Source organism: Pseudomonas sp. S37, assembly GCF_016658545.1.
GTDB lineage: Bacteria > Pseudomonadota > Gammaproteobacteria > Pseudomonadales > Pseudomonadaceae > Aquipseudomonas.
Window position 1 is genome coordinate 126,074 of sequence record NZ_JACVZC010000002.1, and the last position, 26,420, is coordinate 152,493.

Annotated in this window: 22 protein-coding genes; 15 read left to right on the top strand and 7 right to left on the bottom strand. The window is 62.5% G+C overall.

The window, feature by feature from the left end; translation table 11 throughout:
* Positions 1 to 3 precede the first annotated feature (3 nt).
* From pilW to IAE39_RS01325, 9 genes are all read left to right on the top strand, one after another.
* Entirely contained in the window at positions 4 to 765 is a 762-nt protein-coding gene (gene pilW, locus IAE39_RS01285) for a type IV pilus biogenesis/stability protein PilW (RefSeq protein WP_201198626.1), read from the top strand.
* Entirely contained in the window at positions 762 to 1,799 is a 1,038-nt protein-coding gene (locus IAE39_RS01290; protein WP_201198627.1) for a RodZ domain-containing protein, read from the top strand. Before pilW ends, IAE39_RS01290 begins: the two co-directional genes overlap by 4 nt.
* A gap of 3 nt (positions 1,800 to 1,802) precedes the next feature.
* The gene (gene ispG / locus IAE39_RS01295) at positions 1,803 to 2,912 is read left to right on the top strand and encodes a flavodoxin-dependent (E)-4-hydroxy-3-methylbut-2-enyl-diphosphate synthase (protein WP_201198628.1); all 1,110 of its coding nucleotides are present in this window, start codon (positions 1,803 to 1,805) and stop codon (positions 2,910 to 2,912) included.
* Between the two features lie 25 nt (positions 2,913 to 2,937).
* On the top strand, positions 2,938 to 4,227 hold the full coding sequence (gene hisS / locus IAE39_RS01300) for a histidine--tRNA ligase (RefSeq protein WP_201198630.1): 1,290 nt from the start codon (positions 2,938 to 2,940) through the stop codon (positions 4,225 to 4,227).
* Between the two features lie 38 nt (positions 4,228 to 4,265).
* Entirely contained in the window at positions 4,266 to 4,907 is a 642-nt protein-coding gene (locus tag IAE39_RS01305) for a tetratricopeptide repeat protein (protein ID WP_201198632.1), read from the top strand.
* Positions 4,908 to 6,050 (top strand): outer membrane protein assembly factor BamB, encoded by a 1,143-nt coding sequence (gene bamB, locus IAE39_RS01310; protein ID WP_201198634.1) that lies wholly within the window; start codon positions 4,908 to 4,910, stop codon positions 6,048 to 6,050.
* A gap of 116 nt (positions 6,051 to 6,166) precedes the next feature.
* Positions 6,167 to 7,630 carry a ribosome biogenesis GTPase Der gene (der, locus tag IAE39_RS01315; protein WP_201198636.1) on the top strand — a complete coding sequence of 488 codons (1,464 nt, stop codon included), beginning with the start codon at positions 6,167 to 6,169 and terminating at the stop codon, positions 7,628 to 7,630.
* Positions 7,631 to 7,841: 211 nt separating this feature from the next.
* Entirely contained in the window at positions 7,842 to 8,990 is a 1,149-nt protein-coding gene (locus IAE39_RS01320) for a pyridoxal phosphate-dependent aminotransferase (RefSeq protein ID WP_201198638.1), read from the top strand.
* A complete protein-coding gene (locus IAE39_RS01325) occupies positions 8,978 to 9,769 on the top strand; it encodes an amidohydrolase (RefSeq protein WP_201198640.1) in 792 nt (263 codons plus the stop codon). The genes IAE39_RS01320 and IAE39_RS01325 overlap by 13 nt, the downstream gene beginning before the upstream one ends.
* Positions 9,770 to 9,877: 108 nt before the next feature.
* Here IAE39_RS01325 and IAE39_RS01330 read toward each other — a convergent pair whose 3' ends face one another.
* On the bottom strand, positions 9,878 to 12,433 hold the full coding sequence (locus IAE39_RS01330) for a PepSY domain-containing protein (protein WP_201198642.1): 2,556 nt from the start codon (positions 12,431 to 12,433) through the stop codon (positions 9,878 to 9,880).
* Positions 12,434 to 12,535: 102 nt separating this feature from the next.
* Entirely contained in the window at positions 12,536 to 14,776 is a 2,241-nt protein-coding gene (locus IAE39_RS01335; protein ID WP_201198644.1) for a TonB-dependent receptor, read from the bottom strand.
* Positions 14,777 to 14,998: 222 nt separating this feature from the next.
* Between IAE39_RS01335 and IAE39_RS01340 the strand changes: the two genes are divergently transcribed.
* From IAE39_RS01340 to IAE39_RS01350, 3 genes are all read left to right on the top strand, one after another.
* Positions 14,999 to 15,679, top strand: coding sequence for a Fe2+-dependent dioxygenase (locus IAE39_RS01340; RefSeq protein ID WP_201198646.1), 681 nt, complete (start codon positions 14,999 to 15,001; stop codon positions 15,677 to 15,679).
* A gap of 3 nt (positions 15,680 to 15,682) precedes the next feature.
* Complete coding sequence (locus IAE39_RS01345; RefSeq protein ID WP_201198648.1) at positions 15,683 to 16,432, top strand: tetratricopeptide repeat protein; 750 nt, start codon at positions 15,683 to 15,685, stop codon at positions 16,430 to 16,432.
* 112 nt (positions 16,433 to 16,544) lie between these two features.
* A complete protein-coding gene (locus IAE39_RS01350; RefSeq protein ID WP_201198650.1) occupies positions 16,545 to 17,102 on the top strand; it encodes a hypothetical protein in 558 nt (185 codons plus the stop codon).
* Between the two features lie 32 nt (positions 17,103 to 17,134).
* Here IAE39_RS01350 and IAE39_RS01355 read toward each other — a convergent pair whose 3' ends face one another.
* Positions 17,135 to 18,298 carry a type III PLP-dependent enzyme gene (locus tag IAE39_RS01355; protein WP_201198652.1) on the bottom strand — a complete coding sequence of 388 codons (1,164 nt, stop codon included), beginning with the start codon at positions 18,296 to 18,298 and terminating at the stop codon, positions 17,135 to 17,137.
* Between the two features lie 494 nt (positions 18,299 to 18,792).
* Between IAE39_RS01355 and IAE39_RS01360 the strand changes: the two genes are divergently transcribed.
* The 3 genes from IAE39_RS01360 to IAE39_RS01370 all read left to right on the top strand — a co-directional run bounded on the left by IAE39_RS01360 (position 18,793) and on the right by IAE39_RS01370 (position 22,811).
* The gene (locus tag IAE39_RS01360) at positions 18,793 to 19,290 is read left to right on the top strand and encodes a sigma-70 family RNA polymerase sigma factor (protein WP_201198654.1); all 498 of its coding nucleotides are present in this window, start codon (positions 18,793 to 18,795) and stop codon (positions 19,288 to 19,290) included.
* A 20-nt stretch (positions 19,291 to 19,310) separates the two neighbouring features.
* A complete protein-coding gene (locus IAE39_RS01365) occupies positions 19,311 to 20,273 on the top strand; it encodes a FecR family protein (RefSeq protein WP_201198656.1) in 963 nt (320 codons plus the stop codon).
* 108 nt (positions 20,274 to 20,381) lie between these two features.
* Positions 20,382 to 22,811 carry a TonB-dependent siderophore receptor gene (locus IAE39_RS01370; RefSeq protein WP_201198658.1) on the top strand — a complete coding sequence of 810 codons (2,430 nt, stop codon included), beginning with the start codon at positions 20,382 to 20,384 and terminating at the stop codon, positions 22,809 to 22,811.
* Between the two features lie 109 nt (positions 22,812 to 22,920).
* Here the strand turns inward: IAE39_RS01370 and IAE39_RS01375 are convergent, their stop codons facing one another.
* The 4 genes from IAE39_RS01375 to IAE39_RS01390 are packed head-to-tail and all read right to left on the bottom strand — an operon-like array spanning position 22,921 to position 26,366.
* Positions 22,921 to 24,078: an osmoprotectant ABC transporter ATP-binding protein OsmV gene (locus IAE39_RS01375; protein WP_201198659.1), complete on the bottom strand. Its 1,158-nt coding sequence runs from the start codon at positions 24,076 to 24,078 to the stop codon at positions 22,921 to 22,923.
* A complete protein-coding gene (locus IAE39_RS01380; protein WP_201198661.1) occupies positions 24,075 to 24,728 on the bottom strand; it encodes an ABC transporter permease in 654 nt (217 codons plus the stop codon). The genes IAE39_RS01375 and IAE39_RS01380 overlap by 4 nt, the downstream gene beginning before the upstream one ends.
* A complete protein-coding gene (locus tag IAE39_RS01385) occupies positions 24,725 to 25,639 on the bottom strand; it encodes a glycine betaine ABC transporter substrate-binding protein (RefSeq protein ID WP_201198663.1) in 915 nt (304 codons plus the stop codon). The genes IAE39_RS01380 and IAE39_RS01385 overlap by 4 nt, the downstream gene beginning before the upstream one ends.
* Before the next feature lie 13 nt (positions 25,640 to 25,652).
* Positions 25,653 to 26,366: an ABC transporter permease gene (locus IAE39_RS01390; RefSeq protein ID WP_043196954.1), complete on the bottom strand. Its 714-nt coding sequence runs from the start codon at positions 26,364 to 26,366 to the stop codon at positions 25,653 to 25,655.
* Positions 26,367 to 26,420: the final 54 nt, after the last annotated feature.

Below are 26,420 nucleotides of genomic sequence, written 5' to 3' on the forward strand. Positions count from 1 at the left end.
CCCATGAGCCTGCGCGCCGCGCTGTCGATCCTTGCGCTTTTGCTGCTGGCCGGCTGCGTGTCGGGCGGTGCGAGCGACCCCCTGGCCAACCGCCAGGGCAGGGCGCAGGCGGGGCAGGCTTATGTGCAGCTTGGCCTGGGTTATTTGCAACAGGGTTTGACCGAGCAGGCCAAGGCGCCACTGGGCAAGGCCCTGGCCCTGAACAGCACCGACGCCGACGCCCACGCCGCCCTGGCCCTGGTGTTCCAGGCCGAAGGCGAGCCGGCACTGGCCGAAGCGCATTTTCGCAAAGCCCTGCAAATTAGCGGCGGCGACACGCGAATTCGCAACAATTACGGCAGTTTCCTTTATGCTCAGGGGCGATTTGCCGAAGCCAAGCAGATGTTTCGCCTGGCCAGTGCCGATACCCTGTATCCTGAGCGCTCACGCGTGTACGAGAACCTTGGCCTGACCGCCTTGAGGCTCGAGCGCCGCGCTCAGGCGCACGCCTATTTGTTGAAAGCGTTGCAACTCAACCAGCGGCAACCGAAAGCGTTGCTGGAAATGGCTGAGTTGTCCTACGAAAACAGGCATTATGTGCCGGCCCGGGACTACTACGATCGTTTCAGCCAGTTGAGCGAACACGATGCCCGTAGCCTGTTGCTGGGCAGCCGCCTTGCCAGGGTGTTCGACGAGCAGGGCGCACTGGCCGAAACCGGCCAGCAATTACAACGACTTTATCCCGGTACGCCGGAATATCAGCAATACCTGTCGGAGCAACGATGAACGCCGCGCATCCCGAAGTAGCAGTAGCGCCTGGCCAGAACCCCGGTGAGCTTTTGCGCCTGGCCCGTGAGAAACGGGACTGGTCTCAAGCCGAGGTGGCCCGCAAGCTTAACCTCACTGTCAGTTCGTTGAACCACGTGGAAACCGGCGCCTTCGACAAGCTGCCCGGGCATACTTTCGCCCGTGGCTACATTCGCGCCTATGCCAAGCTGATGGACCTCGACCAGGCCGCCCTGGTCGATGCCTTCGACCGCTACACCGGTACCCACGCCAAAGGCAGCGACGTGCATTCGCTGGGCCGTATCGAAGAGCCTGTACGCCTGTCACACAACATCCTGCGCGGCGTCAGCCTGCTGTTGCTGGTAGCTGTGGTGGGTGGTGGCTTCGTCTGGTGGCAGGACCAGGGCAGCCTGCGTGGCAAGGACCTGGCCAAGATCGCCCTGGAGCATGTCGAGGTCGAAAGCGCCGACGGCACCACCCAGATTCACCCGCTCGATGAGCCTGAAGACCAAGCCGTTACCGCTGGCCAGCAGCCAGAGGCAGCACCGCTGCCGTTGGCACAGGGCACGCCCGAGCAACCGGCCGCTGCTGGCGAGCAGGTAGCGGCGAGCCCGGCACCTGCCTCGGCCGCTACGCCGGCACCTGCCCAGCAGGCGCCGGTACAGCCAACTGCCAGCGCACCGGCGGCCATGCCTGCCCCGGTAGCACCGGCTACCCCGGCACCGGCTGTTGTCGCGCCAACTGCGCCTGCGCCCGCCGTAGCCGCCGCTGAGCCTGCCGCAGTGCCGGCCGGCAGCGGCAAGGTCGCCATCCAGTTCACCGCCGATTGCTGGACCCAGGTTTCCGACGGCAACGGCAAGGTGCTGTTCAGCGCCGTCAAGCGCAAGGGGGACAACCTCGAGCTGACCGGCAAGCCGCCGTTCGCGGTACGCCTGGGCTTTGCCCGTGGCGCCCAGGTCAGCTACAACGGCCAGGCCGTCGATGTCGCCCCGTTCACCAGTGGCGAGACTGCTCGCCTGAAGTTGGGACAGTAAGTCATGCACGGCGAATCTCCGATCAAACGTCGCGAATCCCGCAAAATCTGGGTCGGCAATGTGCCGGTGGGTGGTGATGCGCCCATCGCGGTGCAGAGCATGACCAACACCGACACCAATGATGTGGCCGCCACCGTGGGGCAAATCCAGCGCCTGGTCGATGCCGGCGTAGACATCGTGCGTGTATCGGTGCCGGACATGGACGCTGCTGAAGCGTTCGGCAAGATCAAGCAACTGGTCAGCGTGCCGCTGGTCGCCGACATTCACTTCGACTACAAGATCGCCCTGCGTGTGGCTGAGCTTGGCGTCGACTGCCTGCGCATCAACCCGGGCAACATCGGCCGTGAAGACCGTGTGCGCGCCGTGGTCGATGCCGCCCGCGACCGCGGTATCCCGATTCGTATCGGGGTCAACGCAGGCTCGCTGGAAAAAGACCTGCAGAAGAAGTACGGCGAGCCGACCCCGGCCGCGCTGGTCGAGTCCGCCCTGCGCCATGTCGAGCACCTCGACCGCCTGGACTTCCAGGATTTCAAGGTCAGCGTCAAGGCCTCCGACGTGTTCATGGCCGTCGAAGCCTACCGCCTGCTGGCCAGGCAGATCGTACAGCCGCTGCACCTGGGCATCACCGAAGCCGGTGGCCTGCGTTCGGGGACGGTGAAATCTGCCGTCGGCCTCGGTATGCTGCTGGCCGAAGGCATTGGCGATACCATCCGTATCTCGCTGGCGGCCGACCCGGTCGAAGAAGTGAAGGTCGGCTACGACATCCTCAAGTCGCTGCACCTGCGTTCGCGTGGCATCAACTTCATCGCCTGCCCGAGTTGCTCGCGGCAGAACTTCGATGTGGTCAAGACCATGAACGAGCTGGAAGGGCGCCTGGAAGACCTGCTGGTGCCGCTGGACGTGGCGGTGATCGGTTGCGTGGTCAACGGCCCGGGTGAAGCCAAGGAAGCCCATGTAGGCCTGACCGGCGGTACGCCGAACCTGATCTACATCGACGGCAAACCGGCGCAGAAGCTGACCAATGACAACCTGGTCGATGAGCTGGAAAAGCTCATCCGCCAGAAAGCGGCCGAAAAGGCCGAAGCCGACGCGGCGCTGATCGCCCGTGGCTGACACACAGAATTCGTAAGGACTATTCGTGAGCAAATCGCTGCAAGCCATCCGTGGCATGAACGACATCCTGCCAGAACAGTCGCCGCTGTGGCGCTACTTCGAAGGCACCGTGGCCGGCCTGCTGGACACCTACGGGTACAGCCAGATCCGCACGCCGATCGTCGAGTTCACCGAGCTGTTCAAGCGTTCGATCGGTGAAGTAACCGACATCGTCGAAAAAGAGATGTACACCTTCGAGGACCGCAACGGCGATTCGCTGACCTTGCGCCCTGAAGGCACCGCCGCCTGCGTGCGCGCTGTGCTGGAGCACGGTATCACCGGCAACGGCCAGGTGCAGAAGCTGTGGTACATCGGCCAGATGTTCCGCCACGAGCGCCCGCAGAAGGGCCGCTACCGCCAGTTCCACCAGATTGGCGTGGAAGTGTTCAACCTGGACGGCCCGGACATCGATGCCGAGCTGATCATGCTGACCTGGCGCCTGTGGGGCCTGCTGGGCATCCAGGACGCGGTCAAGCTGGAGCTCAACAGCCTGGGCACCAGCGAAGCCCGTGCCCGCTACCGTGACGCGCTGGTCGAGTTCCTCTCGGCGCGTCTGGAGCAACTGGACGAAGACAGCCAGCGCCGCCTGAAGAGCAACCCGCTGCGCATCCTCGACAGCAAGGACCAGAACACCCAGGCGGTGCTGATCGGCGCGCCGAAGCTGGAAGACTACCTGGACGAAGCGTCGCGCGTGCACTTCGAGGGCCTCAAGGCCCGCCTGGACGCTGCCGGTATTCCGTTCGTGATCAACACCAAGCTGGTGCGTGGCCTGGACTACTACAGCAAGACCGTGTTCGAGTGGGTGACCGACAAGCTCGGCGCCCAGGGCACCGTGTGTGCCGGTGGCCGCTACGACGGCCTGGTCGAGCAGATGGGCGGTAAGCCGACCACTGGCGTTGGTTTCGCCATGGGTATCGAGCGCCTGATCCTGCTGCTGGAAACCCTGGGTAAAGTACCCGAGTCGATCAGCCGCACTGTCGACGTCTACCTGTGCGCCTTTGGCGAACAGGCCGAACTGGCTGGCCTGCGCCTGTCCGAAAGCCTGCGCGACCGCCTGCCGGGCCTGCGCCTGGCTGTGAACGCGGGGGGTGGCAGCTTCAAGAGCCAGTTCAAGAAGGCCGACAAGAGCGGCGCCCTGTTCGCCCTTATCCTCGGTGACGATGAGCTGGCCAGGCAGGAAATCGGCTTCAAGCCCCTGCGTGGCCAGGGCGAACAACAGAACATTGCCTGGGATGCTCTTGCAGGGCACCTGGAAACCGCGATCGCGCAGGCGTAACGCGGTTCAACAACGAATAGGCGAAAAGGAGTATTGGGGTGTCGAGTACCGATGATGATGACCTGGCAGGGGTCAAGGACTGGTGGAACCGCAACGGCAAGCCGCTGCTGACCGGCGCATTGCTGGCTGGCGTGGTGGTGCTGGGCTGGAACACCTGGCACAAGTACCAGAACAACCAGTCGCAAGGCGCCTCGCAGCTGTATCAGGCTTTGCTTGAAACCAGCCTGACGCCGACTGGCCAGCCAGATACCACCAAGGTGGCGGAACTGGCCGGCAAGCTCAAGAGCGATTTCGGTGGTACCGCGTACGCCCAGTACGGCAGCCTGTTCGTGGCCAAGGTCGCGGTCGACAGCGGCAAGCTCGACGACGCCGCTGCCGAGCTGAAAAGCGTGCTGGACAAGCCGGCCGATGTGACCCTGGGCGAGATTTCGCGCCAGCGCCTGGCACGTGTGCTGGCCGCGCAGAACAAGGCCGAAGATGCCCTCAAGCTGCTTGACGGCGATGCCGACAAAGCCTTCCTGGCCAGCCGTGAAGAGTTGAAGGGTGATCTGCTGGTACAGCTGGGTCGCGCCGACGACGCACACAGCGCTTACGAGAAAGCCAAGGCTGCGCTGTCCGATGACGCGGCGGTCGGTGGCCTGCAATTGAAGCTGGATGACCTGGCCAAAGGGGACGCGTAAGTGATCGGTTGGAAACATGCAGCAGTGCTGACCCTGGCCGTACTGGCCGCAGGTTGCAGCAGCAACAGCAAGAAGGAACTGCCCCCGGCCGAGCTGACCAAGTTCACCGAGGAAGTGGTGCTGAAGAAGCAGTGGAGCCGTTCGATCGGTGACGGCCAGGGTGAAACCTACAACACCCTGGTACCGGCCATCGAAAACGACCGTATCTACGCCTCTGACGTCAACGGCGAAGTCTTTGCCCTCGACCGCATCACCGGTGACGTGGTGTGGAAGAAGGACCTGGAGCTGCAGGTTTCCGGCGCGGTTGGCGTGGGCTACGGCCTGGTCATGCTCGGCACCCTCAAGGGCGAAGTGATTGCCCTGGATTCCAGCACCGGTGAAGAGCGCTGGCGCTCCCGAGTCACCAGTGAAGTACTGGCCCCGCCTGCCAACAACGGCGACGTGGTGGTGGTACAGACCCAGGATGACCGCCTGATTGGCCTGGATGCGGCCACCGGCGACCGCCGCTGGATCTACGAAAACACCCCGGCCGTACTGACCCTGCGTGGTACCGGTGCACCGATCGCCACCAACCGCCTGGCCATTGCCGGCCTGTCCACCGGCAAGGTGGTGGCGGTGGATATCAACAACGGTGTGCCAGTGTGGGAAAGCCGTGTGGCCATTCCGCAAGGCCGTTCCGAGCTGGACCGTGTGGTCGACATCGATGGTGGCCTGCTGCTGTCGGGTGAAACCCTGTACGTCAGCACCTACCAGGGCCGCGTCGCGGGCCTGGACCTGGAAAGCGGCCGTGTGCTGTGGCAGCGCGATGCCTCCAGCTACGTGGGCGTCGCCCAGGGCTACGGCAACGTGTATGTCAGCGAAGCCTCGGGTACCGTCGAAAGCGTCGACGAGCGCTCTTCCAGCGCTTTGTGGAGCAACGACACCATGGCCCGTCGCCAGTTGTCGGCACCGGAAGTGTTCTCCAGCTACGTGGCAGTAGGCGACTTCGAAGGTTACCTGCACCTGCTGAGCCAGGTCGATGGCCGCTTTGTTGGCCGTGAGCGTATCGACAGCGATGGCCTGCGCGCCCGCCCACTTGTGGTCGGCGACACTATCTATGTCTTCGGCAACAGCGGCAAGCTCGAGGCACTGACCATCCGCTGAAGCTATGCTTGAAGCCTTGGCGGGCTTCAAGCCGCGGCGTAGGACACGCCGCCCGTACTCCGGCCGCTGCCTTGCAGCGGCCTTTGCATTTTCAAGAATTCGAGAGTGGAGAGCCGATGGTTCCCGTAATTGCCCTGGTGGGCCGCCCGAACGTCGGCAAATCCACCATGTTCAACCGCCTGACCAAGACCCGCGATGCCATCGTCGGTGACCTGTCGGGCCTGACCCGTGACCGCCAGTATGGTGATGCCAGCTGGCAGGGTCGCTCCTTCATCCTGATCGACACCGGCGGTATCACCGGTGACGAAGTGGGCATGGACGAGAAGATGGCCGAGCAGTCGCTGATGGCCATCGAAGAAGCCGACTACGTGCTGTTCCTGGTCGACGCCCGCGCCGGCATGACCGCCGCCGACCAGATGATTGCCGACCACCTGCGCAAGCGCAACAAGTCGGCCATCCTGGTGGCCAACAAGATCGACAACATCGACCCGGACATCGCCCGTGCCGAGTTCTCGCCGCTGGGCATGGGCAACGCCATTCCGGTGGCTGGCTCGCAAGGCCGTGGTATCAATGCCCTGATGGAGTCGCTGCTCGGCCACCTGCCACGTGACGCCGAAGAAGAAGCGCTTGAGCTGAACGTCGCTGAAGGCGAAGAGGCCGTGCGCATTCCTGGCCCAAGCGAGAAAGATGGCATCAAGATCGCCATCATCGGCCGCCCCAACGTGGGCAAGTCGACCCTGGTCAACCGCATGCTCGGCGAAGAGCGCGTGGTGGTGTACGACGAGCCGGGTACTACCCGTGACAGTATCTACATCCCGTTCGAGCGTGATGGCGACAAGTACACCTTCATCGACACCGCCGGCGTGCGCAAGCGCGGCAAGATCCACGAGGAAGTCGAGAAGTTCTCGGTGGTCAAGACGCTGCAGGCGATCAAGGACGCCAACGTCGTCATTTTCGTCATGGACGCCCGCGAAGGTGTGGTGGACCATGACCTGAACCTGCTGGGCTTTGCCCTCGAGGCCGGCCGCGCCATTGTCATCGCCCTGAACAAGTGGGATGGCATGGAGCCGGGTGAGCGCGCTTACGTGAAGACCGAGCTGGAGCGCCGGCTGTTCTTCGTCGACTTCGCCGACATCCACTTCATCTCCGCCTTGCACGGCACCGGTGTGGGCAACCTGTACAAGTCGGTGCAGGCCGCGTTCACCTCGGCGGTGACCCGCTGGCCAACCAGCCGCCTGACGCAGATCCTCGAAGATGCTGTCAGCGAGCACCAGCCACCGCTGGTCAACGGCCGCCGCATCAAGCTGCGCTATGCCCACCTCGGTGGTGCCAACCCGCCGCTGATCGTGATCCACGGCAACCAGACCGAGAGCATTCCCAAGTCGTACTCGCGCTACCTGGAAAACACCTACCGCCGCGTGCTGAAGCTGGTCGGTACGCCGATCCGCATCGAGTACAAGGGCGGTGAGAACCCGTACGAGGGCAAGAAGAACACCCTCACCGACCGCCAGGTCAACAAGAAACGCCGCTTGATGTCGCACCACAAGAAGGCCGAGAAGAAGCGCCGCGACAAGCGCTGATTCCGCGTCTGCTTCTTCGCGGGTGAACCCGCTCCCACAGGTACTCCACAGATTTCAATTGCTGTGCAGTCCCTGTGGGAGCGGGTTCACCCGCGAAGAGGCCCTTTGATCCAGCGCAATCCCCCTATTGTTTCAACCTTTTTCCTGACTGCTCGATCCGCTATGCTCGGACTCCACCCCGTGCCGGATACACCCCAGGAAAGAGGGCTCCATGATCCGCAGCAAACTGCCGAATGTCGGCACGACCATCTTCACCACCATGTCCCAGCTTGCCGTGCAAACCGGCGCGCTAAACCTTTCGCAAGGTTTCCCCGACTTCAACGGCCCGCAGGCCCTACTCGATGCAGTAGGCCGGCATGTGGCCGCCGGGCATAACCAGTACTCGCCGATGACCGGCCTGCCGGCCCTGCGCCAGCAAGTGGCGGCCAAGGTCGAGCGCCTGTACGGGGCCAGGGTGGATGCCGACCAGGAAGTGACCATCACCCCCGGCGCCACCGAGGCGATCTTCTGCGCCATCCAGGCGGTGGTGCATGCCGGTGACGAAGTGATCGTCTTCGACCCTTGCTACGACAGCTACGAACCGTCCGTTGAACTGGCCGGCGGCCGCTGCGTGCATGTGCAGCTAAGCGACGGCGACTTCCGTATCGATTGGCAGAAGTTCAGCGATGCCCTGAGCCCGCGCACGCGCATGGTCATCCTCAACTCGCCGCACAACCCCAGCGGTGCGCTGATCACCCGTGAAGACCTTGACCAGTTGGCCCGGTTGATCGCCGACCGCGATATGTACCTGGTCAGCGACGAGGTCTATGAGCACCTGGTGTACGACGGCGTGCGCCACGCCAGCGTGCTGGCCCACGCGCAGTTGTACTCGCGCGCCTTCGTGGTCAGCTCGTTCGGCAAGACCTACCACGTTACCGGCTGGAAGACCGGCTACGTGATCGCCCCGCCGGCGCTGAGCGCCGAGCTGCGCAAGGTGCACCAGTACGTCAACTTCTGCGGGGTGACGCCATTGCAGTGCGCGCTGGCCGACTTCATGGCCGAGCACCCCGAGCATATCGATGAGTTGCCGGCCTTCTACCAGGCCAAGCGCGACCTGTTCTGCGGCTTGCTGGAAGGTTCGCGTTTCAGCTTTACCCGCACGGCGGGCACGTATTTCCAGCTGGTGGACTATTCGCAGATCCGCCCGGACTTGAATGATGTCGACATGGCGCTGTGGCTGACCCGTGAGCACGGCGTAGCGACCATTCCGGTGTCGGTGTTCTACCAGCAACCCATCCCCGAGCAACGCCTGGTGCGCCTGTGCTTTGCCAAACGAGAGGAGACGCTGCGTCAGGCAGCGGAAAAACTATGCGCGATCTGAGCACACTGCCCAACCTGAAAGTCGCCCTGGTGCAAACCACCCTGGCCTGGCATGACCGCGAGGCCAACTATGCGCACTTCGAGGTGTTGCTGGAGCAGGTGGGCGAAGTGGACCTGGTGATTTTGCCGGAAATGTTCACCACCGGTTTTTCCATGCAGTCGGAAAGCCTGTGCGAGCCGGAGAACGGCCCGACCTACAAATGGCTGAAGGCCCAGGCGAAGAAGTACAACGCGGTGATCACCGGTAGCGTGATCATCCAGGCCGCCGATGGCAGCCACCGCAACCGCCTGCTGTGGGCGCGCCCGGATGGCGAGATTTTGCACTACGACAAACGCCACCTGTTCCGCATGGCCGGTGAACACAAGCACTACACCCCCGGCGAGCGCCAGGTGCAGTTCGAGATCAAGGGCTGGCGGGTTCGCCCGCTGATCTGCTACGACCTGCGCTTCCCGGTGTGGAGCCGCGACGCCCAGGACACCGACCTGCTGCTGTACACCGCCAACTGGCCGGCTGCACGTCGCCAGCACTGGAACCGCCTGCTGCCAGCGCGCGGTATCGAGAACCTGTGTTATGTGGCGGCGGTGAACCGGGTTGGGACGGATGGCAAGGGCTTTGCTTATTCGGGTGACAGCCAGGTGCTGGACTTCCAGGGTGAGAGCCTGCTCAGTGCCGGGGAGGCGGACGGGGTGTTTACTGCGGTGTTGAGTGCGGCGGAGCTGGCGGCCTACCGCACCAAGTTCCCGGCAAACCTGGATGCCGATACCTTCGAGTTGCATTGAAACCAGGACTGGCCTCTTCGCGGGTGAACCCGCTCCTACAACGACCGCGATCATTGTAGGAGCGGGTTTACCCGCGAAGAGGCCGGCACTGTTTACATCAATTTCCGATCAATACACATCCCGCCGATACCGCCCATCCTCGATCAACTGCTGCACAGCGGCTTCACCCAGCATGCCGTTGAGCGCCGCATCCACCCCCGCCGCCATCCCTTGCAGGCTGCCGCAGACATACACACAGGCGCCATCGGCCACCCAGCGCTTGAATTCCTCGGCCTGCTGCAGCAACACATCCTGCACATACACCTTCTCGGCCTGATCCCGCGAAAATGCCAGGTCCAGGCGCGCCAGGTCGCCGCTGGCCAGCCAGGCTTGCAGCTCGTCGCCACACAGCAGGTCATGCGCCCGGTTACGCTCGCCGAACAGCAGCCAGTTACGCTGCTCGCCGCCATTCACCCGCGCCCGGATCAGGCTGCGCAGGCCGGCCAGGCCGGTGCCGTTGCCGATCAGAATCATCGGTGCGGCACTTTCCGGCAGGTGGAAGCCGCTGTTGCGGCGCAGGCGCAGGCTCAGCGTGCCGTTCAACGGCAGATATTCGGTCAGCCAGCCGGAGCCCAGGCCCAGGTGGCCATCGGAATGGCGTTCCTGGCGCACGATTAGTTCCAGCACACCATCACTGGCTATCGAGGCAATGGAGTATTCGCGGCTGCCGATCGGCACCAATGCATCGACCAGCGCTTGCGGCTGCAGGCCAATCAGATGGTCACGGCGCACGGGTAGCTGGCGACCCGCCAGCGCCTGGGCGAGGGTTTCGTCCAGGCCATTCACCTGCACATGGGAACTTGGGTCCAGCGCCATGCCTGTAAGGAATGCATCAATGCGCGGCTGCCCATTGAGCGGCAGGATCTCCACCAAGTCGCCGGCCTCCCAGCTGGACGGCGCTTGCGGCTGGAGGCCCAGAAGATACACCGGCTGGCCCTGGCTGCCGGGGTTGAGCAGTTGGCGGCTTACCAGCGACCAATTGCCGAAGCTGGGCGGCTGCCAGGCGGCCACCGGCTGGGCACCGGTCAGTTGCGCCAATTCTTGCTGCCACTGCTGCAGGGCCGCCTGGTCGGCGTTGTCCACCTCTACCGGGCTGAACGCGCTACTGGCACCGCGCTCGCCCAGCCAGGCCTGCAGGCGACGGGCGAAGCCGCAGAAGTGCGGGTACTGGCGGTCGCCGAGGGCGAGCAGGGCGTAGTTGAGGTGGTTCAGCGCCCACGGCTGGCCGAGCACCTTGCGCTCGAAGCCTCGCGCGCTGTCGGGTGCTTCGCCGTCGCCGAAGGTGCTGACCACGAACAGCGCACGGCGTGCCTGGCGCAGGTCGTCTTCACCCAGCTCGGCCAGCGCGCGTACCTGCACCGGCAGGCCAGCGGCCTGCAGCTGGCCGGCACTCTGCCAAGCCAGTTGCTCGGCAAAGCCGCTCTGGCTGGCAAAGCCGATCAGCCAGCTGTCGCCGCTGCCACCGTTGCTGGCAACGTTGCCACGGGCGGCACGCACCTGGCGCTTCTTGCGGCGGCGGTCGAGGTACAGCAACCAGCCGGTGACGAAGAACAGCGGCATGGTCAGGCTGGCGACGGTGACAATGATGCGCCCCGGCAGGCCGAAGTACTCGCCAACGTGCAGGGCGTAGACGCTCTGCAGCAACTGGGCCTTGAAGGACTTGTCGGTGTAGCGGTCGTGGTTTTTTACCTGGCCGGTGGCCGGGTCCAGCACCAGGGTATTGAAGGCGCGTGGGTGGTCGGCGTTTTCCAGCAGGTAGAACAGGTTGGCCGGCTGGCCACCAACCGGTGGCAGGCGCAGGTTATAGGCAGCAAGGCCAGGGCCGGCGGCGTCCTTGAGGTTGGCCCAGATGGCGTCGTAGTCGACCACCAGTGGCGGGGCGTCCTTGTCGAGCTTCTGCGGCCCGTGGCGCCCGCGGCCTTCGCCGCGCTTCTGTTGCTGGCCAGCGGCTGGCGCGTCGGCCAGCAGCTTGTTCAGGCCTTCGCGGTACCACTCGTAGGACCAGAACAGCCCGGTCAGGGCAAACAGCAGATAGAACAGCAGGCACCAGGTGCCAGCCACGGCGTGCAGGTCCCAGTTGAAGGCGCGGCCTTTCTTGGCCCAGTCGAAGGTCAGCCAGGTGCGCCAGTCCAACGCCTTGCGCGGCCAGCGCAGGTACAGGCCGGACAGGCAGAAGAACACCAGCATCAGGGTGCAGGCACCGGTGATCTGCCGGCCGGTGTCGCCCATGGCCAGGAAGCGGTGCAGGGTGAGCATGAGGTTGAAGAAATCTTGCCCGGCTACTTCGCCCTTGAGTTCGCCGGTGTACGGGTCGGCATAGCGCAGTTGGCCGCGGCGCTCGCCCGGTGCCGGCATGAAGAAGATGCGTGCGGCGTTGCCTTCGCGTACGTCCACCCACAGCATCGACACCTTGTCGTGCTGCTGGGCTTCGACCCGCTGCACCAGTTCGGCCGGCGGCAGCACGCCTTCGGCGCGTACTTCGACCTTGAGCACATCGGCATTGAATGCGCGCAGCAGTTCTTCCTGGAACGAATACAACGCCCCGGTAATGCCCATCAAGGCCAGCACCAGGCCAGCGGTGATGCCAAAGAACCAGTGCAATTGGAACAGCGTCTTCTTCACCACGTCTTTCACCTTGAGTTGCTGCCGCTACCTGCGCGGCGTGCATTATGCCTTGATACGCAAAAGCCCCGCTCATGGGAATGAACGGGGCTCGGGCTAGCTTCCTCAGAAGTGGAAGTTGGCACTCATAAGTGCAGTTCTGCCAGGCGCTACGTGAGCGTAATGCGGTGCGAATACCTGATCGAAATAACGCTTGTCGGTCAGGTTCTGCACATTCAACTGCAAATCGACATTTTTTGTCAGTCGATAAGTAGCCATGGCGTCATAGCGCCAGTAGGAAGGCACTTCAACAGAGTTGGCCTCGTCCCCGAAGCGCGAGTCAACAAAGGTCGCACCGGCACCTACAGTCAGCTGCGGAATGATGTCGTAGGTTGACCAGAAGGTGAAGTTGTTACGCGGCGTACTAGGCATATGGTTGCCTTCGTTCGCAGCTGTAGAGGTTTTCACGATCTCGCTTTCCATGTAGGTGTAGCCGCCGTAAACCTTCCACTTGCTGGTCAGGTTACCGGCGTAAGTCAGCTCCACACCTTGTACGCGTTGTTCGCCATCGAGGACCTGATAGGTGGCATTGTCAGGATCGGTAACGCGAGCGTTGGTCTTGTCGGTGCGGAACAGAGCAGCTGTCAGCGACAAGTTATCGTCGAAGAAGTCCCACTTGGTGCCGATTTCGTAATTGCGGTTACGTTCCGGGTCAAGGTTGCTGTTGTTGGCTGCCAGTTCCAGGCCTCCGTTACCGCCGGTTTCGCCCGACGGGTTGCTGGAGGTCGACCATGCAGCGTAGATGCTGCCGTTGGGCAGTGGTTTGTAAACCACGCCAACCTGGTAGTTCCACAGGTGCGCATTGTTCTCGCGAGAGAAGTCCCCGGCAACGGAGCCACGGCCACCCGTGCTGTATCCACTTGATTTGGTTTGGTAATCGTCGTAACGCAGGCCCAGGTTGAGCGACCATTGATCGTTGAAGGTAAGCGTGTCGAATACATAGGCAGCGCTGGTCTTGGTATCGGTGTCGGTGAATGCCTGGCTGTCGGTGATGGTGCCGGACCAGCCGTCATCCGGCGATGGATCGTAAAGGCTGGTGCAGTCGCCTGAAGCCAGCAAGGCCGGGTTGCAAACAGTACCTGTACCAGCGGCGGAGGTAATGACATAGCCACGGTTGTGGGTGTCGCTATAGGTGAACTCCAGTCCTGTGACCAGGCTGTGTTCGATGAAGCCAGTATTGAACTTGGCACTCAGGTCTGTCTGGTTCACCCAGCCTTTGGACGTCGAGTTACGGTTCTTGGTCGCGCGGTAGACCGTGCCGTTGGCCACGTTACCTTTGCTGTCATCCGGGTTTGTCACGATGTAGTCGAGTGTTGAACGTGACATGCGGAAGCTGTTGGACAGGGTCAGGTTATCGTTCAGGTCATGTTCGATGCGGATCGTGCCGCTGTCATTGCTGGTCTTGCGATAGTCGCGACCGTTCAAACCGTAGAAGTTGTCGCGGTCAACATGAGCGGGCCCGTCTACGTCGTACTTGCTGCGCGTGGCGCTGCGATTCAGCGGGATGCCGTAGTCAGGCATATCGTCGGTTTTCAGGTGGTAGTAACCCACTGTGACCCGCGTATCGGTACCCAAACCAAATGCGAACGACGGTGCCACACCCCAGCGGCTCACATCCACGTCGTCGCGACCAGCAACATTGGCCTCGTGCTTCATCAGGTTCAAGCGGAAGGCCGAGGTGTCCGTCAATTGTTTATTCAGATCAAGGGTGGTGCGTTTGGTCTGGTCCGAACCCCAAGTGAATCCGCCGTTGTAGCTGTCGCCAAGTTTTGCGGTCTTGGTGACCAGGTTGAGGCTACCGCCCGTCGATCCTGCACCGGTAAACGCCGAGCCCGGGCCCTTGGCGACTTCGATGGATTCAACGTTGAAGATTTCACGGCTTTGCGAAGCGACGTCGCGCATACCATCGACGAACACGTCACTCTCGGCGTTGAAGCCGCGGATGATGGGGCGGTCACCTGCGGGGTTACCACCTTCACCTGCACCAAACGTGATGCCTGGGGTGGTACGTAGTGCATCCACCAATGAGGTCGCACCGGTGTCTCGAATGACTTGCTGTGGGATTACCGTGACGCTTTTCGGTGTTTCACGCAGTGGCGCAGTGTATTTCTTCGAGCTCGCGGTGTCCGACTTGTAGCTGGTGACATCCTGCGCCGCGTTTACGCTGGTTGCGTCGAGAATGACAGAGTCATCAGCCTGCTCTGCTGCAAACGCAAATTGGGCAGTGGAAGCAGCAGAGATAGCGACACCGATGGCAGACACGATCAGGCGTGGTGAACTCACTGCAGATGGTACGGACTGGCGCATTGCTTAGGACCTTCCCCAAGGTGTTGAGGCGGCGGATCTTAATGTAAGCAATTGTGACTAACAATTGAGACTCGTTACCATTCGTGAAGAATTTACAATCTTTACAGTTTGCCTTTACGGTTTCACACAGCTGAAACGTCTTAAGCGGCGAATGGGGCTTGTGCCACGCAAAAGGGAATCAATATCATTGGCGCCTTTACATTTCCTAACGGTGCTGCCGCCATGCTGCTTCACATCCCAGGCCTGTTCGACGCTGATGAACTGGCCCGTATCCGCGAGGCGCTGGAGCAGGCCGACTGGGCCGATGGCAAGGTTACCGCCGGCTACCAGTCGGCCAAGGCCAAGCACAACCTGCAGTTGCCGGAAGGCCATGCACTGGCTAAGGAAATCGGCAGTGCGCTGATCGACCGCCTGTGGAAAACCCCGCGCTTCCTGTCGGCAGCGTTGCCGCACAAGGTGTTCCCGCCGCTGATCAACTGCTACCGCGAGGGCGGCAATTTCGGTTTCCACATCGACAACGCCCTGCGCCAGCCCAAGGGCAGCGCAGAACGGGTGCGTACCGACCTGTCTTCCACACTGTTCCTCAGCGACCCGGACAGCTACGACGGTGGCGAGTTGGTGATCCAGGACACCTATGGCGTGCAGCAGATCAAGCTGGCCGCCGGTGACCTGGTGCTGTACCCCGGCACCAGCCTGCACAAGGTCAACCCGGTGACCCGCGGCCAGCGCCTTGCTGCATTTTTCTGGACCCAGAGCCTGGTGCGCGAGGACAGCCAGCGGGCGCTGCTGTTCGAGATGGACAATGCCATCCAGCAACTGACTGCCGATGTGCCAGACCATCCTTCGCTGCTGCAGCTGACGGGTACCTACCACAACCTGTTGCGCCGCTGGGCCGAGGTCTGAGCCGTGTCCTATCAGTTGCGACGTGAAGAAGTGGTGGATGTTGCCGGCCTGCAGGCGATGCTCGAAGAAAGCCCCGGCAAGGCAGCGCAGGCGATCCTGGCTGCGGCAGGGCAGGGCGTGGTCGAGGCCCAGTTGCTGTTGGGGCAGATCCTGCTTGATGGCCGTGGCATCGAAGAGGATGCCGGTGTTGCCCGGCGCTGGTTCGGCATTGCCGCACAGGGTGGCAGTGCCATGGCGCACAACATGCTCGGGCGCTGCCTGGAGCATGGCTGGGGCGGTGAGGTGAGCCTTTCGCAGGCCGCCGTGCACTATGCCCGTGCGGCCGATGCCGGGCTGGATTGGGGCCTGTACAACCTCGGTAACCTGCTGGCCACCGGGCGCGGGGTGCCGGCCAACCAGGCGCAGGCGCTGATGTGTTACGAGCAGGCGGCGCAGTTGGGCCATGCCAAGTCGATGAACTTGTACGGACGTTACCTGGAGCAGGGCATTGCCACGGCGCCCAGCCCGGCGCGGGCGGTGCGCTGGTACCGGCGTTCGGCTGAGGCGGGCGATTTTCGTGGGATGTTCAGCCTGGCGCTGGTGCTGGTCGAGCGCGGGCAGCTGGTGGAAGCTGGGCAGTGGCTGGAGCGGGCGCGGGTCGAGGGGAACATGAACTTCCTGCGTGCTGCGTTGGTGACCTTGCAGGGGGCTGGGCCGGTGCTCATGGGCTTTGCGGGGCGTTATGCCGAGGAAATCGAACGGCGCGGGGAGTGAGGATACCTAAGCGGGCGCCATCAAATGATTGGGAAGCGTCAGCCGCTTAAACAGCTTTCCTGCCTTGAGTAAGTTCATTGCAGCCAATATGGCTTAACTCAAGGAACAGTACATGAGCGACTTTGGCGAGCGGCAACTGCATGGCCGATTGTGGTTGATCCGGGGGCCTATGCGTTACCCGGTCTGTATCAATGAAAATGGCTATCTGCAGGTGCTCTTCGGCGATACAGAGGGGGAGTGCTTCACCATTACCATGCTGTCCCACCCCGACATCGGTGGCGAAACGGCTTTTGAGTTTCGCTCGGCTGCCGGGCGGCAGATTACCGGTGCAGGCAAGAATGTACTGCGTGAAGCTGCCGAGGAAATGCCCGTACCGGGGCCGGCCTACCGCATCATACGGGAAGAACTGGACTATGAAGGCTACCCGAACCTTCACCGGATCAAGTTGCAAACCCTGGACTCGCGTTTCATTTCGGCAAACAAGCGGGAAGTCGTATCAACGACGAAAAAGGTGAAGGCATTCAGTTGGTGGTCGATTCACCCTTACGAGGATGTGGAGAACTATGCAACCTTGCCCAGTGACCTGTTGAGAATGCTGGAACCCAGTGAGGCAGAACCCAGTGAGTTCATCCTTGAGCTGATTGGGCCTGACGGCAACGGGGAAGATTGAAAAAAAACGGGGCCTTGCGGCCCCGTTGTGCATTACAGGTAGAAAGCCTTCAGCGGCGGGAAGCCGTTGAATTCCACTGCGCTGTAGCTGGTGGTGTAGGCACCGGTCGACAGCCAGTACAGGCGGTCACCGATGGCCAGGTTCAGCGGCAGGCCATACTTGTAGTTTTCGTACATGATGTCGGCGCTGTCGCAGGTCGGGCCGGCGATGACCACTTCTTCGGCTTCGCCTTTCTTCTCGGTCCAGATCGGGAACTTGATAGCTTCGTCCATGGTTTCGATCAGGCCGGAGAACTTGCCCACATCGGTGTAGATCCAGCGCTCGACGGCAGTACGCGACTTGCGCGCCACCAGCACCACTTCGCTGACCAGGATACCGGCGTTGGCGATCAGCGAACGGCCTGGCTCGAGGATGATTTCCGGCAGCTCGTCACCGAAGTCTTCCTTCAGGAAGCGAATGATTTCTTCGGCGTAGGTTTCCAGGCTGTTGGTACGGGTGATGTAGTTGGCCGGGAAGCCGCCACCCATGTTGATCAGCTTCAGCTCGATGCCGTCTTCTTCCTTCAGGCGCTCGAAGATCACCTTGACCTTGGCGATGGCCGCATCCCACACGCTGATGTCGCGCTGCTGCGAACCGACGTGGAAGGAAATGCCGTAAGGCACCAGGCCCAGGTCGCGGGCGAGGATAAGGAGGTCCATGGCCATGTCGGTCTGGCAGCCGAATTTACGGGACAGTGGCCAGTCGGCAGTGGTCGAACCTTCGGTCAGGATACGCACATACACTTTCGAGCCCGGTGCGGCCTTGGCGATGTTGCGCAGGTCGGCTTCGGAGTCGGTGGCGTACAGGCGCACGCCCTTCTCATAGAAGTAGCGGATGTCCTTGGACTTCTTGATGGTGTTGCCGTAGCTGATACGGTCGGCGCTGACGCCACGGTCCATCACCTTGTCCAGCTCGTAGATCGAGGCGATGTCGAAGCTCGAGCCTTTCTCTTTCAGCAGGTCGATGATCTCGACGGCCGGGTTGGCCTTGACCGCGTAGTAGACCTTGGCAAATTCGAAACCGGCGCGCAGGTCGTCATAGGCCTGGCTGATCATCTGGGTGTCGATGAGTACGAACGGGGTTTCCTGCTTGTCGGCGAACGCCTTCATTTTCTGGAAGGTGTCACGCGCGAAATAGTCTTCGACCTGGATCGACATGCTCAGGGACTCCATGGGCAAACAAAAAGATTAAGTGGCTGCAAACTGAACGTCCTCCGTATCCCCACTTTGGTTCGCCTACTCAGTACTTGAGCCGGATGGATCGTTTCCAGCATGGACGTTCGGCGCGCACTTTAGGGCGTGAAGAATGCAGAATCAACAGGCAATCCGGGCGTGATCGGCGTGGATCGACGACCAGCCATTTGAATAACCGACTCGTGTGACCGGCTGATGTTCCCCGCGATGTTTCAAGCGTAAAAAATTGTGGAATGGACCGCGTTGGCCTCTTCGCGGGTAAACCCGCTCCCACAGGGTTTTCACTATTCCTGTGGGAGCGGGTTTACCCGCGAAGGGGCCAGAGGTGTTCATATTTATGGCCACATTTTCCTGGTACCCCCGTACAGGAAATCGCTCATAAATTTTTTGTTACCGACTGGCGGAATTGCCGGTTTTTATGAGAACCATTACTATTCGCACCCTTATCTGCCTCCCTGATGACCCCGACCGTGTCCGGACCCAAAGGCTTCCTCGACCATTACCATGAGCTGATCGGCACCTGGACGCGCAAACTGCGCAGTCGTCAGCAGGCCGAGGACCTCACCCACGATGCCTTTGTCCGGGTACTGGAAAACCCGCGCGAACAGGTCGAGCAGCCGCGCGCCTACCTGCACCAGACCGCGCGTAACATTGCCGTGGACGGTTTCCGCCGTGAAGACCGGCGACAGGCGCTTGAGCTGGAAGCGTTCGATGACGGCGCGGCGGGCAGCGGCGACCCGGAAGCGTATGTACATGCCCTGGAACTGGCCGACAGCGTCGAGCGGGCGCTGGCCGAGCTGCCGCTCAACTGCCGGCAGGTGTTCATCTGGCAGAAGCTCGAAGGCCTGACCCAGGCCGAGATCGCCGAGCGCATGGGGTTGAGCAAGAACATGGTCGAAAAGTATATGATCCGCACGCTGCGGCACCTGCGTGAGCAGCTGGACGTGTCGGCATGACGAGTCAGGAGACCTTTTCGATGAAACAGCACGGTACCGAGACCGTCCGCGAGCAGGCGGCCGCATGGTTCGTCCGCATGCAGGATGCGCCCAAGGATGCCGGGTTGCAGAAACAGTTGCGGGCCTGGTTGGCCAGCGACGAGCGCCACCGCGAGGAGTACGCGCATCTTTGCCGCGTGTGGCAGGCCGCCGACTTCATTCCACGCCAGCGCCTGGAAGCGCTGTGCCAGCCAGACCCGGTACAGCAGCTGCCACGCAGGCGTTTGCTGCGTCAGGCGCTGGCCGCCGGTGTGGCGATGTTGGCGCTGGGCCTGGACTGGGGTGGCTGGCACTATCAGCAACTGAACCATCAGGGCAGCTTGCACACCGCGTTCAATGAGCGCCGCCAGGTCGAACTGCCAGATGGTTCGCACCTGGAGCTCAATGGCGGCACGCAATTGCAGGTCGACTTCAGCGCCGGGCAGCGGCATATCCGCCTGAGCGCCGGTGAAGTGATGTTCAGCGTCGCCCATGACAGCAGCAGGCCTTTCGTGGTCGATACTGCCCAGGGCAGCGTTACCGTCACCGGCACCCGCTTCGACGTGCGCCTGGACCCGGCCAACACCCGGGTGGCGGTGGAGCAGGGCTCGGTGCGGGTACAGGGCCAAGGCACTTCGCTGGCGCAGCTTACGGCAGGGCAGGGGTCGCATATCAATGCGCAAGGCCTGGTGGCTGCGCCGTATCCGGTCAATACCGGCGCCTTGACCGCCTGGCGCCAGGGCAAACTGGTGTTCGACAACGCCACCCTCGCCGAAGTCGTGGCAGAAGCCTCGCGCTACCGCAGCCAGCCATTGCGGGTCGCCCCGGGCAAGGTTGCCCAGTTGCGCCTGTCCAGCACCTTCAATACCGACGACACCGACGCCCTGCTGCGTGCCTTGCCGAGCATCCTGCCGGTGGCCATCAAGGCCCATGAAGACGGCTCTCGCGAAATAATTGCGAAATAGATTCAGGTTTTTTTCCGCTCGTTCGTCTTCCTCGCCAGCTGCAACTGCCAAGCATTTCCATTTGCACGCGGTTGGCGTTTATTCCGCATTCCAGGATGTTTTGACGACGTGAACAACAACAAACCCTTCCCACGCTTCCGCGCCCTGGCGCTGGCCCTGGCGGTCAGTGCCGTTGCCGTCAACAGCCAGGCCGCGCAGGCCGCCGGTACCATCCAGATTCAGGCCCAGCCGTTGGCTTCGGCGTTGAACCAGCTTGGCCAGCAGACCAACCTGCAACTGTTCTTCAGCCCTGAACTGGTGGCTGGCAAGCCGGCCCCGGCAGTGTCCGGCCAGCTGGCGCCCGAGCAGGCCCTGCAGCAGTTGCTGCAAGGCAGCGGCCTGACCTACGAGATGTCCCAGGGCACCGTGGTGGTCAAGCCGGCCCAGGCCGATGGCACGCTCACCACCGGCAGCCTGGAACTGGCGCCCACCGACATCAAGGTGGTCGGTGACTGGCTGGGCGATGCCCAGCAGAGCGTGGTGCAGAACCACCCTGGCGCGCGCACCGTGGTACGCCGCGAGGCGATGGTTGAGAAGGGCGCGATGAACGTGCGCGATGTGCTGCGCGGCATCCCGGGCGTGCAGGTGCAGGACTCCAACGGCACCGGTGGCAGCGACCTGTCGCTGAACGTCGGCGTGCGTGGCTTGACCTCGCGCCTGTCGCCGCGCTCCACGGTGCTGATCGACGGCATACCGGCCGCCTTCGCGCCGTATGGCCAGCCGCAGTTGTCGATGGCGCCGATTTCCTCGGGCAACCTCGACAGCATCGACGTGGTGCGTGGCGCAGGCTCCGTGCGCTATGGCCCGCAGAACGTCGGCGGGGTGATCAACTTCGTTACCCGGGCGATTCCTGAGAAAGCCTCGGCGGAACTGTCCACCACCCTGGAAACGTCTCAGCGTGGTGGCTGGAAGCACACCGAGTCGGCCTTCGTTGGCGGCACGGCAGACAACGGCATGGGTGTGGCGCTGCTGTACACCGGTGTGAACGGTAACGGCTACCGCGAAAGCAACAACGGCAACGACATCGACGACGTCATCCTCAAGACCCACTGGGCGCCGACGGATGTCGACGAGTTCTGGCTCAACTTCCACTACTACGATGGCCGTGCCGACATGCCCGGTGGCCTGACCCAGGCCCAGTACGACAGCAGCCCGTACCAGTCGCTGCGCGACTACGACTACTTCGCTGGCCGGCGCAAGGACGTGTCGTTCAAGTGGCAACGCCAGCTCGACGATGCCACCCAGTTCGAAGTGCTGACCTACTACACCGACAGTTTCCGCGGCAGCGCCATTGCTGCGCGTGACATGAAGACCCTGTCGTCGTACCCGCGCAACTACCACACCTTCGCCATCGAGCCACGGCTGTCGCGAATCTTTTTCGCCGGCCCGACCACCCAGGAAGTCAGCGTCGGTTACCGCTACCTGAAGGAAGCGATGCGCGAGCAGTCGACCCGCCTGGCGCTGATCGACAACGTACCGACGCCTACCCCGACTTCCGATGGCCACGTGTTCCAGGACCGCAGTGGCGGCACCGAGGCCAGCGCCTATTACATCGACGACAAGATCGACGTCGGCAACTGGACCATTACCCCGGGCATTCGTTTCGAGCACATCAACACCGACTGGCGCGACCGCCCGGTGCTGGACGCCAACAACCGCCCGGTGCCGGAGAAAAACCGCAGCATCACCAGCAACGAGCCACTGCCGGCGCTGAGCGTGATGTACCACATCTCCGATGCGTGGAAGGTGTTCGCCAACTACGAGACTTCGTTCGGCAGCCTGCAGTACTTCCAGCTGGGCCAGGGCGGTGCTGGCGACAGTACGGCCAACGGCCTGGAGCCGGAGAAGGCCAAGACCTACGAAATCGGTACCCGTTATGACGATGGCGGCTTTGCCGGCGAGCTGACTGCGTTCTACATCGACTTCGATGACGAGCTGCAATACATCAGCAACGACGTCGGCTGGACCAACCTTGGCGCAACCAAGCACCAGGGTATCGAAGCCTCGGTGCGTTATGACCTGGCCGGGTTGGACCCGCGCCTGGACGGGTTGTCGGTGAGCGGTGGCTACACCTATACCCGTGCCACTTATGAAGGGGACATTCCGGGCTTCAAGGGCCGTGACCTGCCGTTCTATTCACGCCAGGTGGCCACTGCCGGGGTGCGTTACGCGGTCAACCGCTGGACCTGGAACCTGGATGCCTACGCCCAATCCAAGCAGCGTGCGCCGGGGACCGGGATCAATGCCGATGGCAGCTTCAATGGAGACTACATTACCGAGCCGAGTGCCGATGGGCAGTATGGTGACATTCCGGGTTACGTGACCTGGCATGCGCGTGGTGGGTATGAGTTCGGGGCAGACATGTCCAACCTGAAGCTGGCGGCGGGGGTGAAGAACCTGTTCGACAAGCAGTACTTCACCCGCTCCAGCGACAACAATGCCGGCATTTATGTGGGTGAGCCGCGGACCTTTTATGTGCAGGCCAGTGTAGGGTTCTGACACCGTATCGCCTGCTTCGCGGGTGAACCCGCTCCCACAGGTACCGAGCAGGTCTTGAGCCTTGCGCAGACCCTGTGGGAGCGGGTTTACCCGCGAAGAGGCCTTCGGATCAGGACACGACCGCCTCAGCCGGCGAGACAATGCTGGTCTTGGCCCCACGCGAGCGCCCCGAGCTCAGGTAAGCCGCAATCGACTCCTGCGTCACCTCGCCCAGGAACACCTGCTCGGCATCCAGCACGGGCAACCACGCGCGGTTGAACTCGTACATGCGCGACAGCAGGATGCGCAAATGCTCATCGTGCGAAGCCGTGGCATTGAACTGGCGCAGGAAATCGCCACAAGTGCCTTGCTGGCGATGCATGTCACGCCGGCGTACATAGCCCAGCGCCTTGTTCTGTGCATCGGTCACCACCACGTAACGGCGGTCGTGCTCGTCGAGCAGCTCCAGCGCATCGCTTACCGGTGTTTCCGGGCTTACCGCCGGGGCGTTGTCTGCTGCATCTTCGGCGCGTACCAGCAGCAGGCGCTTCAGGGTGCTGTCCTGGCCAACGAAGTTGCTCACGAACTCATCCGCCGGGTGCGCCAGCAAGGTATCCGGGTGGTCCAGCTGCAGCAGCTTGCCGGCACGGAAGATGGCAATCTTGTCGCCCAGCTTGATCGCTTCGTCGATGTCGTGGCTGACCATGATCACGGTCTTGTTCAGCGCCCGTTGCATCTCGAAGAACTCGTTCTGGATCATCTCGCGGTTGATCGGGTCGACCGCACCGAACGGCTCGTCCATCAACAACACTGGCGCTTCTGCGGCCAGGGCACGGATCACGCCGATACGCTGCTGCTGGCCACCGGACAGCTCGCGCGGGTAGCGCTGCAGGTACTGCTTGGGCTCCAGCTTGATCATGTGCATCAGCTCGCGGGCACGCTCGTGGCATTTCTGCTTGTCCCAGCCGAGCAGGCGTGGCACCACGGTGATGTTTTCCTCGATGGTCATGTTGGGGAACAGGCCGATCTGCTGGATCACGTAGCCGATGTGCCGGCGCAAGGTCACTTCGTCCAGGCCGGTGGTGTCTTCGCCATTGATGAAGACCTGGCCGGAGGTGGGCGCGATCAGGCGGTTGATCATTTTCAGCGTGGTGCTCTTGCCGCAGCCCGAAGGGCCGAGGAACACGCAGATTTCCCCTTCGTTGACGGTGAGGCTTACCGAGTCGACGGCTTTGACGTCCTTGCCGTTGACGTTGAAGGTTTTGCTGAGGTTCTTCAGTTCGATCATGAGCGCAGTCCTTCTGGAGTCAGGGCACGTTGCAGGGTTTGCAGCAGCAGGTCGGCAATGATCGCCAGCAGGCTGACCAGTACGGCGCCGACCAGCAGCATCGACATGTCGCTGCGGCTGATGGAGGTAAGAATCAGCACGCCAAGGCCGCCGGCGCCGATAGTGGCGGCAATGGTCATGACGCCGATGTTCATCACCACGGCGGTGCGCACGCCGGCCAGGATCACCGGCACGGCGATGGGCAGCTCGACCATGCGCAGGCGCTGGCCGAAGGTCATGCCGATGCCGCGTGCGGCTTCACGGATGCCGGGCTCGACATTGGTCAGGGCCAGGTAGGTGTTGCGCATGATCGGCAGCAGCGAATACAGGAACACCGCGGTAATCGCCGGGAGCGGGCCAAGCCCCTGGCCAAACTTCGAGTAGAACGGCAGCAACAGGCCGAACAGGGCAATCGAAGGGATGGTCAGCAGCACCGTGGCGCTGGCCTGCAACGGGCCGGCAAAGGCCGGGAAGCGGGTCATGAGGATGCCCAGCGGCACCCCGACCAGAATCGCCAGGCCCACGGCCACGCCAACCAGCATGATGTGCTGCCAGGTCAGGTGCAGCACCTGGGCCCAGTCCAGGTGGTTGAAGGTATCGATCAGGTTCATGGCTGGCCCTCACTGTTCAATGGGTGCTCACGCAAGAAGGCGGCGGCCACGGCGGTCGGGTTCTGGTGCTCGACATCGACCTTGGCGTTGAGCTGGCGCATGGTTTCGTCGTCCAGCTGCTCGGCCAGCGGCTTGAGCAGGCCGGCCAGTTGCGGGTTGGCGTCGAGCACGGCCTTGCGTACCACTGGCGCTGCGGTGTAGTCGGGGAAGTAGTGCTTGTCGTCTTCCAGCAGCTTGAGGTTGAACGCACTCAGGCGGCCGTCGGTGGTGTAGACAAGGCCGGCGAACACTTGGTTGTTGCGCATGGCGGTGTAGACCAGGCCGCCGTCCATCTGGCGGATATTGCGCCGGTCCAGTGGCAGTTCGTACATCTCGCGCAAGCCGACCAGGCCATCGGGGCGGTTGGCGAACTCGGTGTCCAGCGCCACCAGGTGGGTGCGCTGGCTTTCGTCACGCAGCACCTGGTTGAGGTCGCTGATGGTATTGATGTGCGGGTAGGCCTCGGCCACCTGCTTGGGCAGGCCCAGCGCATAGGTATTGCTGAACTTCGACGGGGTCAGCCAGATGAGGTCTTTTTTCGCATCCAGCGCCTTCACCCGGGCGAACGTGGCTTCGGCATTGGGCATACGCTCGTCGATGTGGTTATACGACACCAGCGACACGCCGGTGTATTCCCACATCAGGTCGAGCTGGCCGGTTTCCTGGGCCTGGCGCGCGATGTTGCTGCCAAGGCCGGTGGTAACGCGCACATCGAAGCCGTTGGCACGCAGGTATTGCGCAGTGATTTCGGCGAGCACGGTCTGTTCGGTAAATACCCGGGCGCCGATGCGCACCAGCGGTTTTTCCGCTGCCTGGGCAACTCCTGCAAACAGCAGGGCCGCGCCCAGCAGCAAGGCGATTCTCTTCTTCATACGTTCCCTATCCTTATTGGGCCAGGCCACGTTCCAGCCAGCGCTTGCTGGAGAAACTCACCGCCGCATCCAGCACCAGTGCCAGCAGCGCGGTGCAGGCGGCACCCAGCAGCAACTGTGGCTGGTTGTTCAGGGCGATGCCGGGGAAGATCAGGCTACCCAGGCTGTTGGCACCGATCAGGAATGCCAGCGGCGCGGTACCCACGTTCAACGCCAGGGCCACGCGTACACCGCCGACAATGATCGGCACGGCATTGGGCAGCTCCACCTGCCAGAGTTGCTGGCGCGGGGTCATGCCGATGCCGGTGGCGGCTTCCTTGAGCGAGGCGGGGACGTTTTTCAGGCCCTCGTAGGTGTTGCGCACGATGGGCAGGAGGGAGGCGAGGAACAACGCGAAGATCGCAGGCCCGGCGCCGATGCCCAGGATACTCAGGGCGATGGCCAGAACGGCCAGGGGGGGAATGGTGTTGCCAACGTTGAAGAACTGCATGAAGCGCTCGGCTTTGTCGACCCGGTGCGGTCGACTGAGTGCAATGCCGGCGGGGATGCCCACGGCCAGCGCCGCCGCCATCGAAGCCAGCACCAGTACCAGGTGCGCTTGCAGATAGAACCCAAGATCGTCGCGATAACGCGCGATCGTGTCGATGCCGATCCAGTGGATCAGCAGGGCCAGGATGACGAGCACGGTGGCGCATCCCAACAGCCCTTTACCGTAGCGTTTAGCCACAGGCGGACTCCTTGTGTTGTCGGCGAGCACACTTCTTTTTTGCCGGCCAGTGCT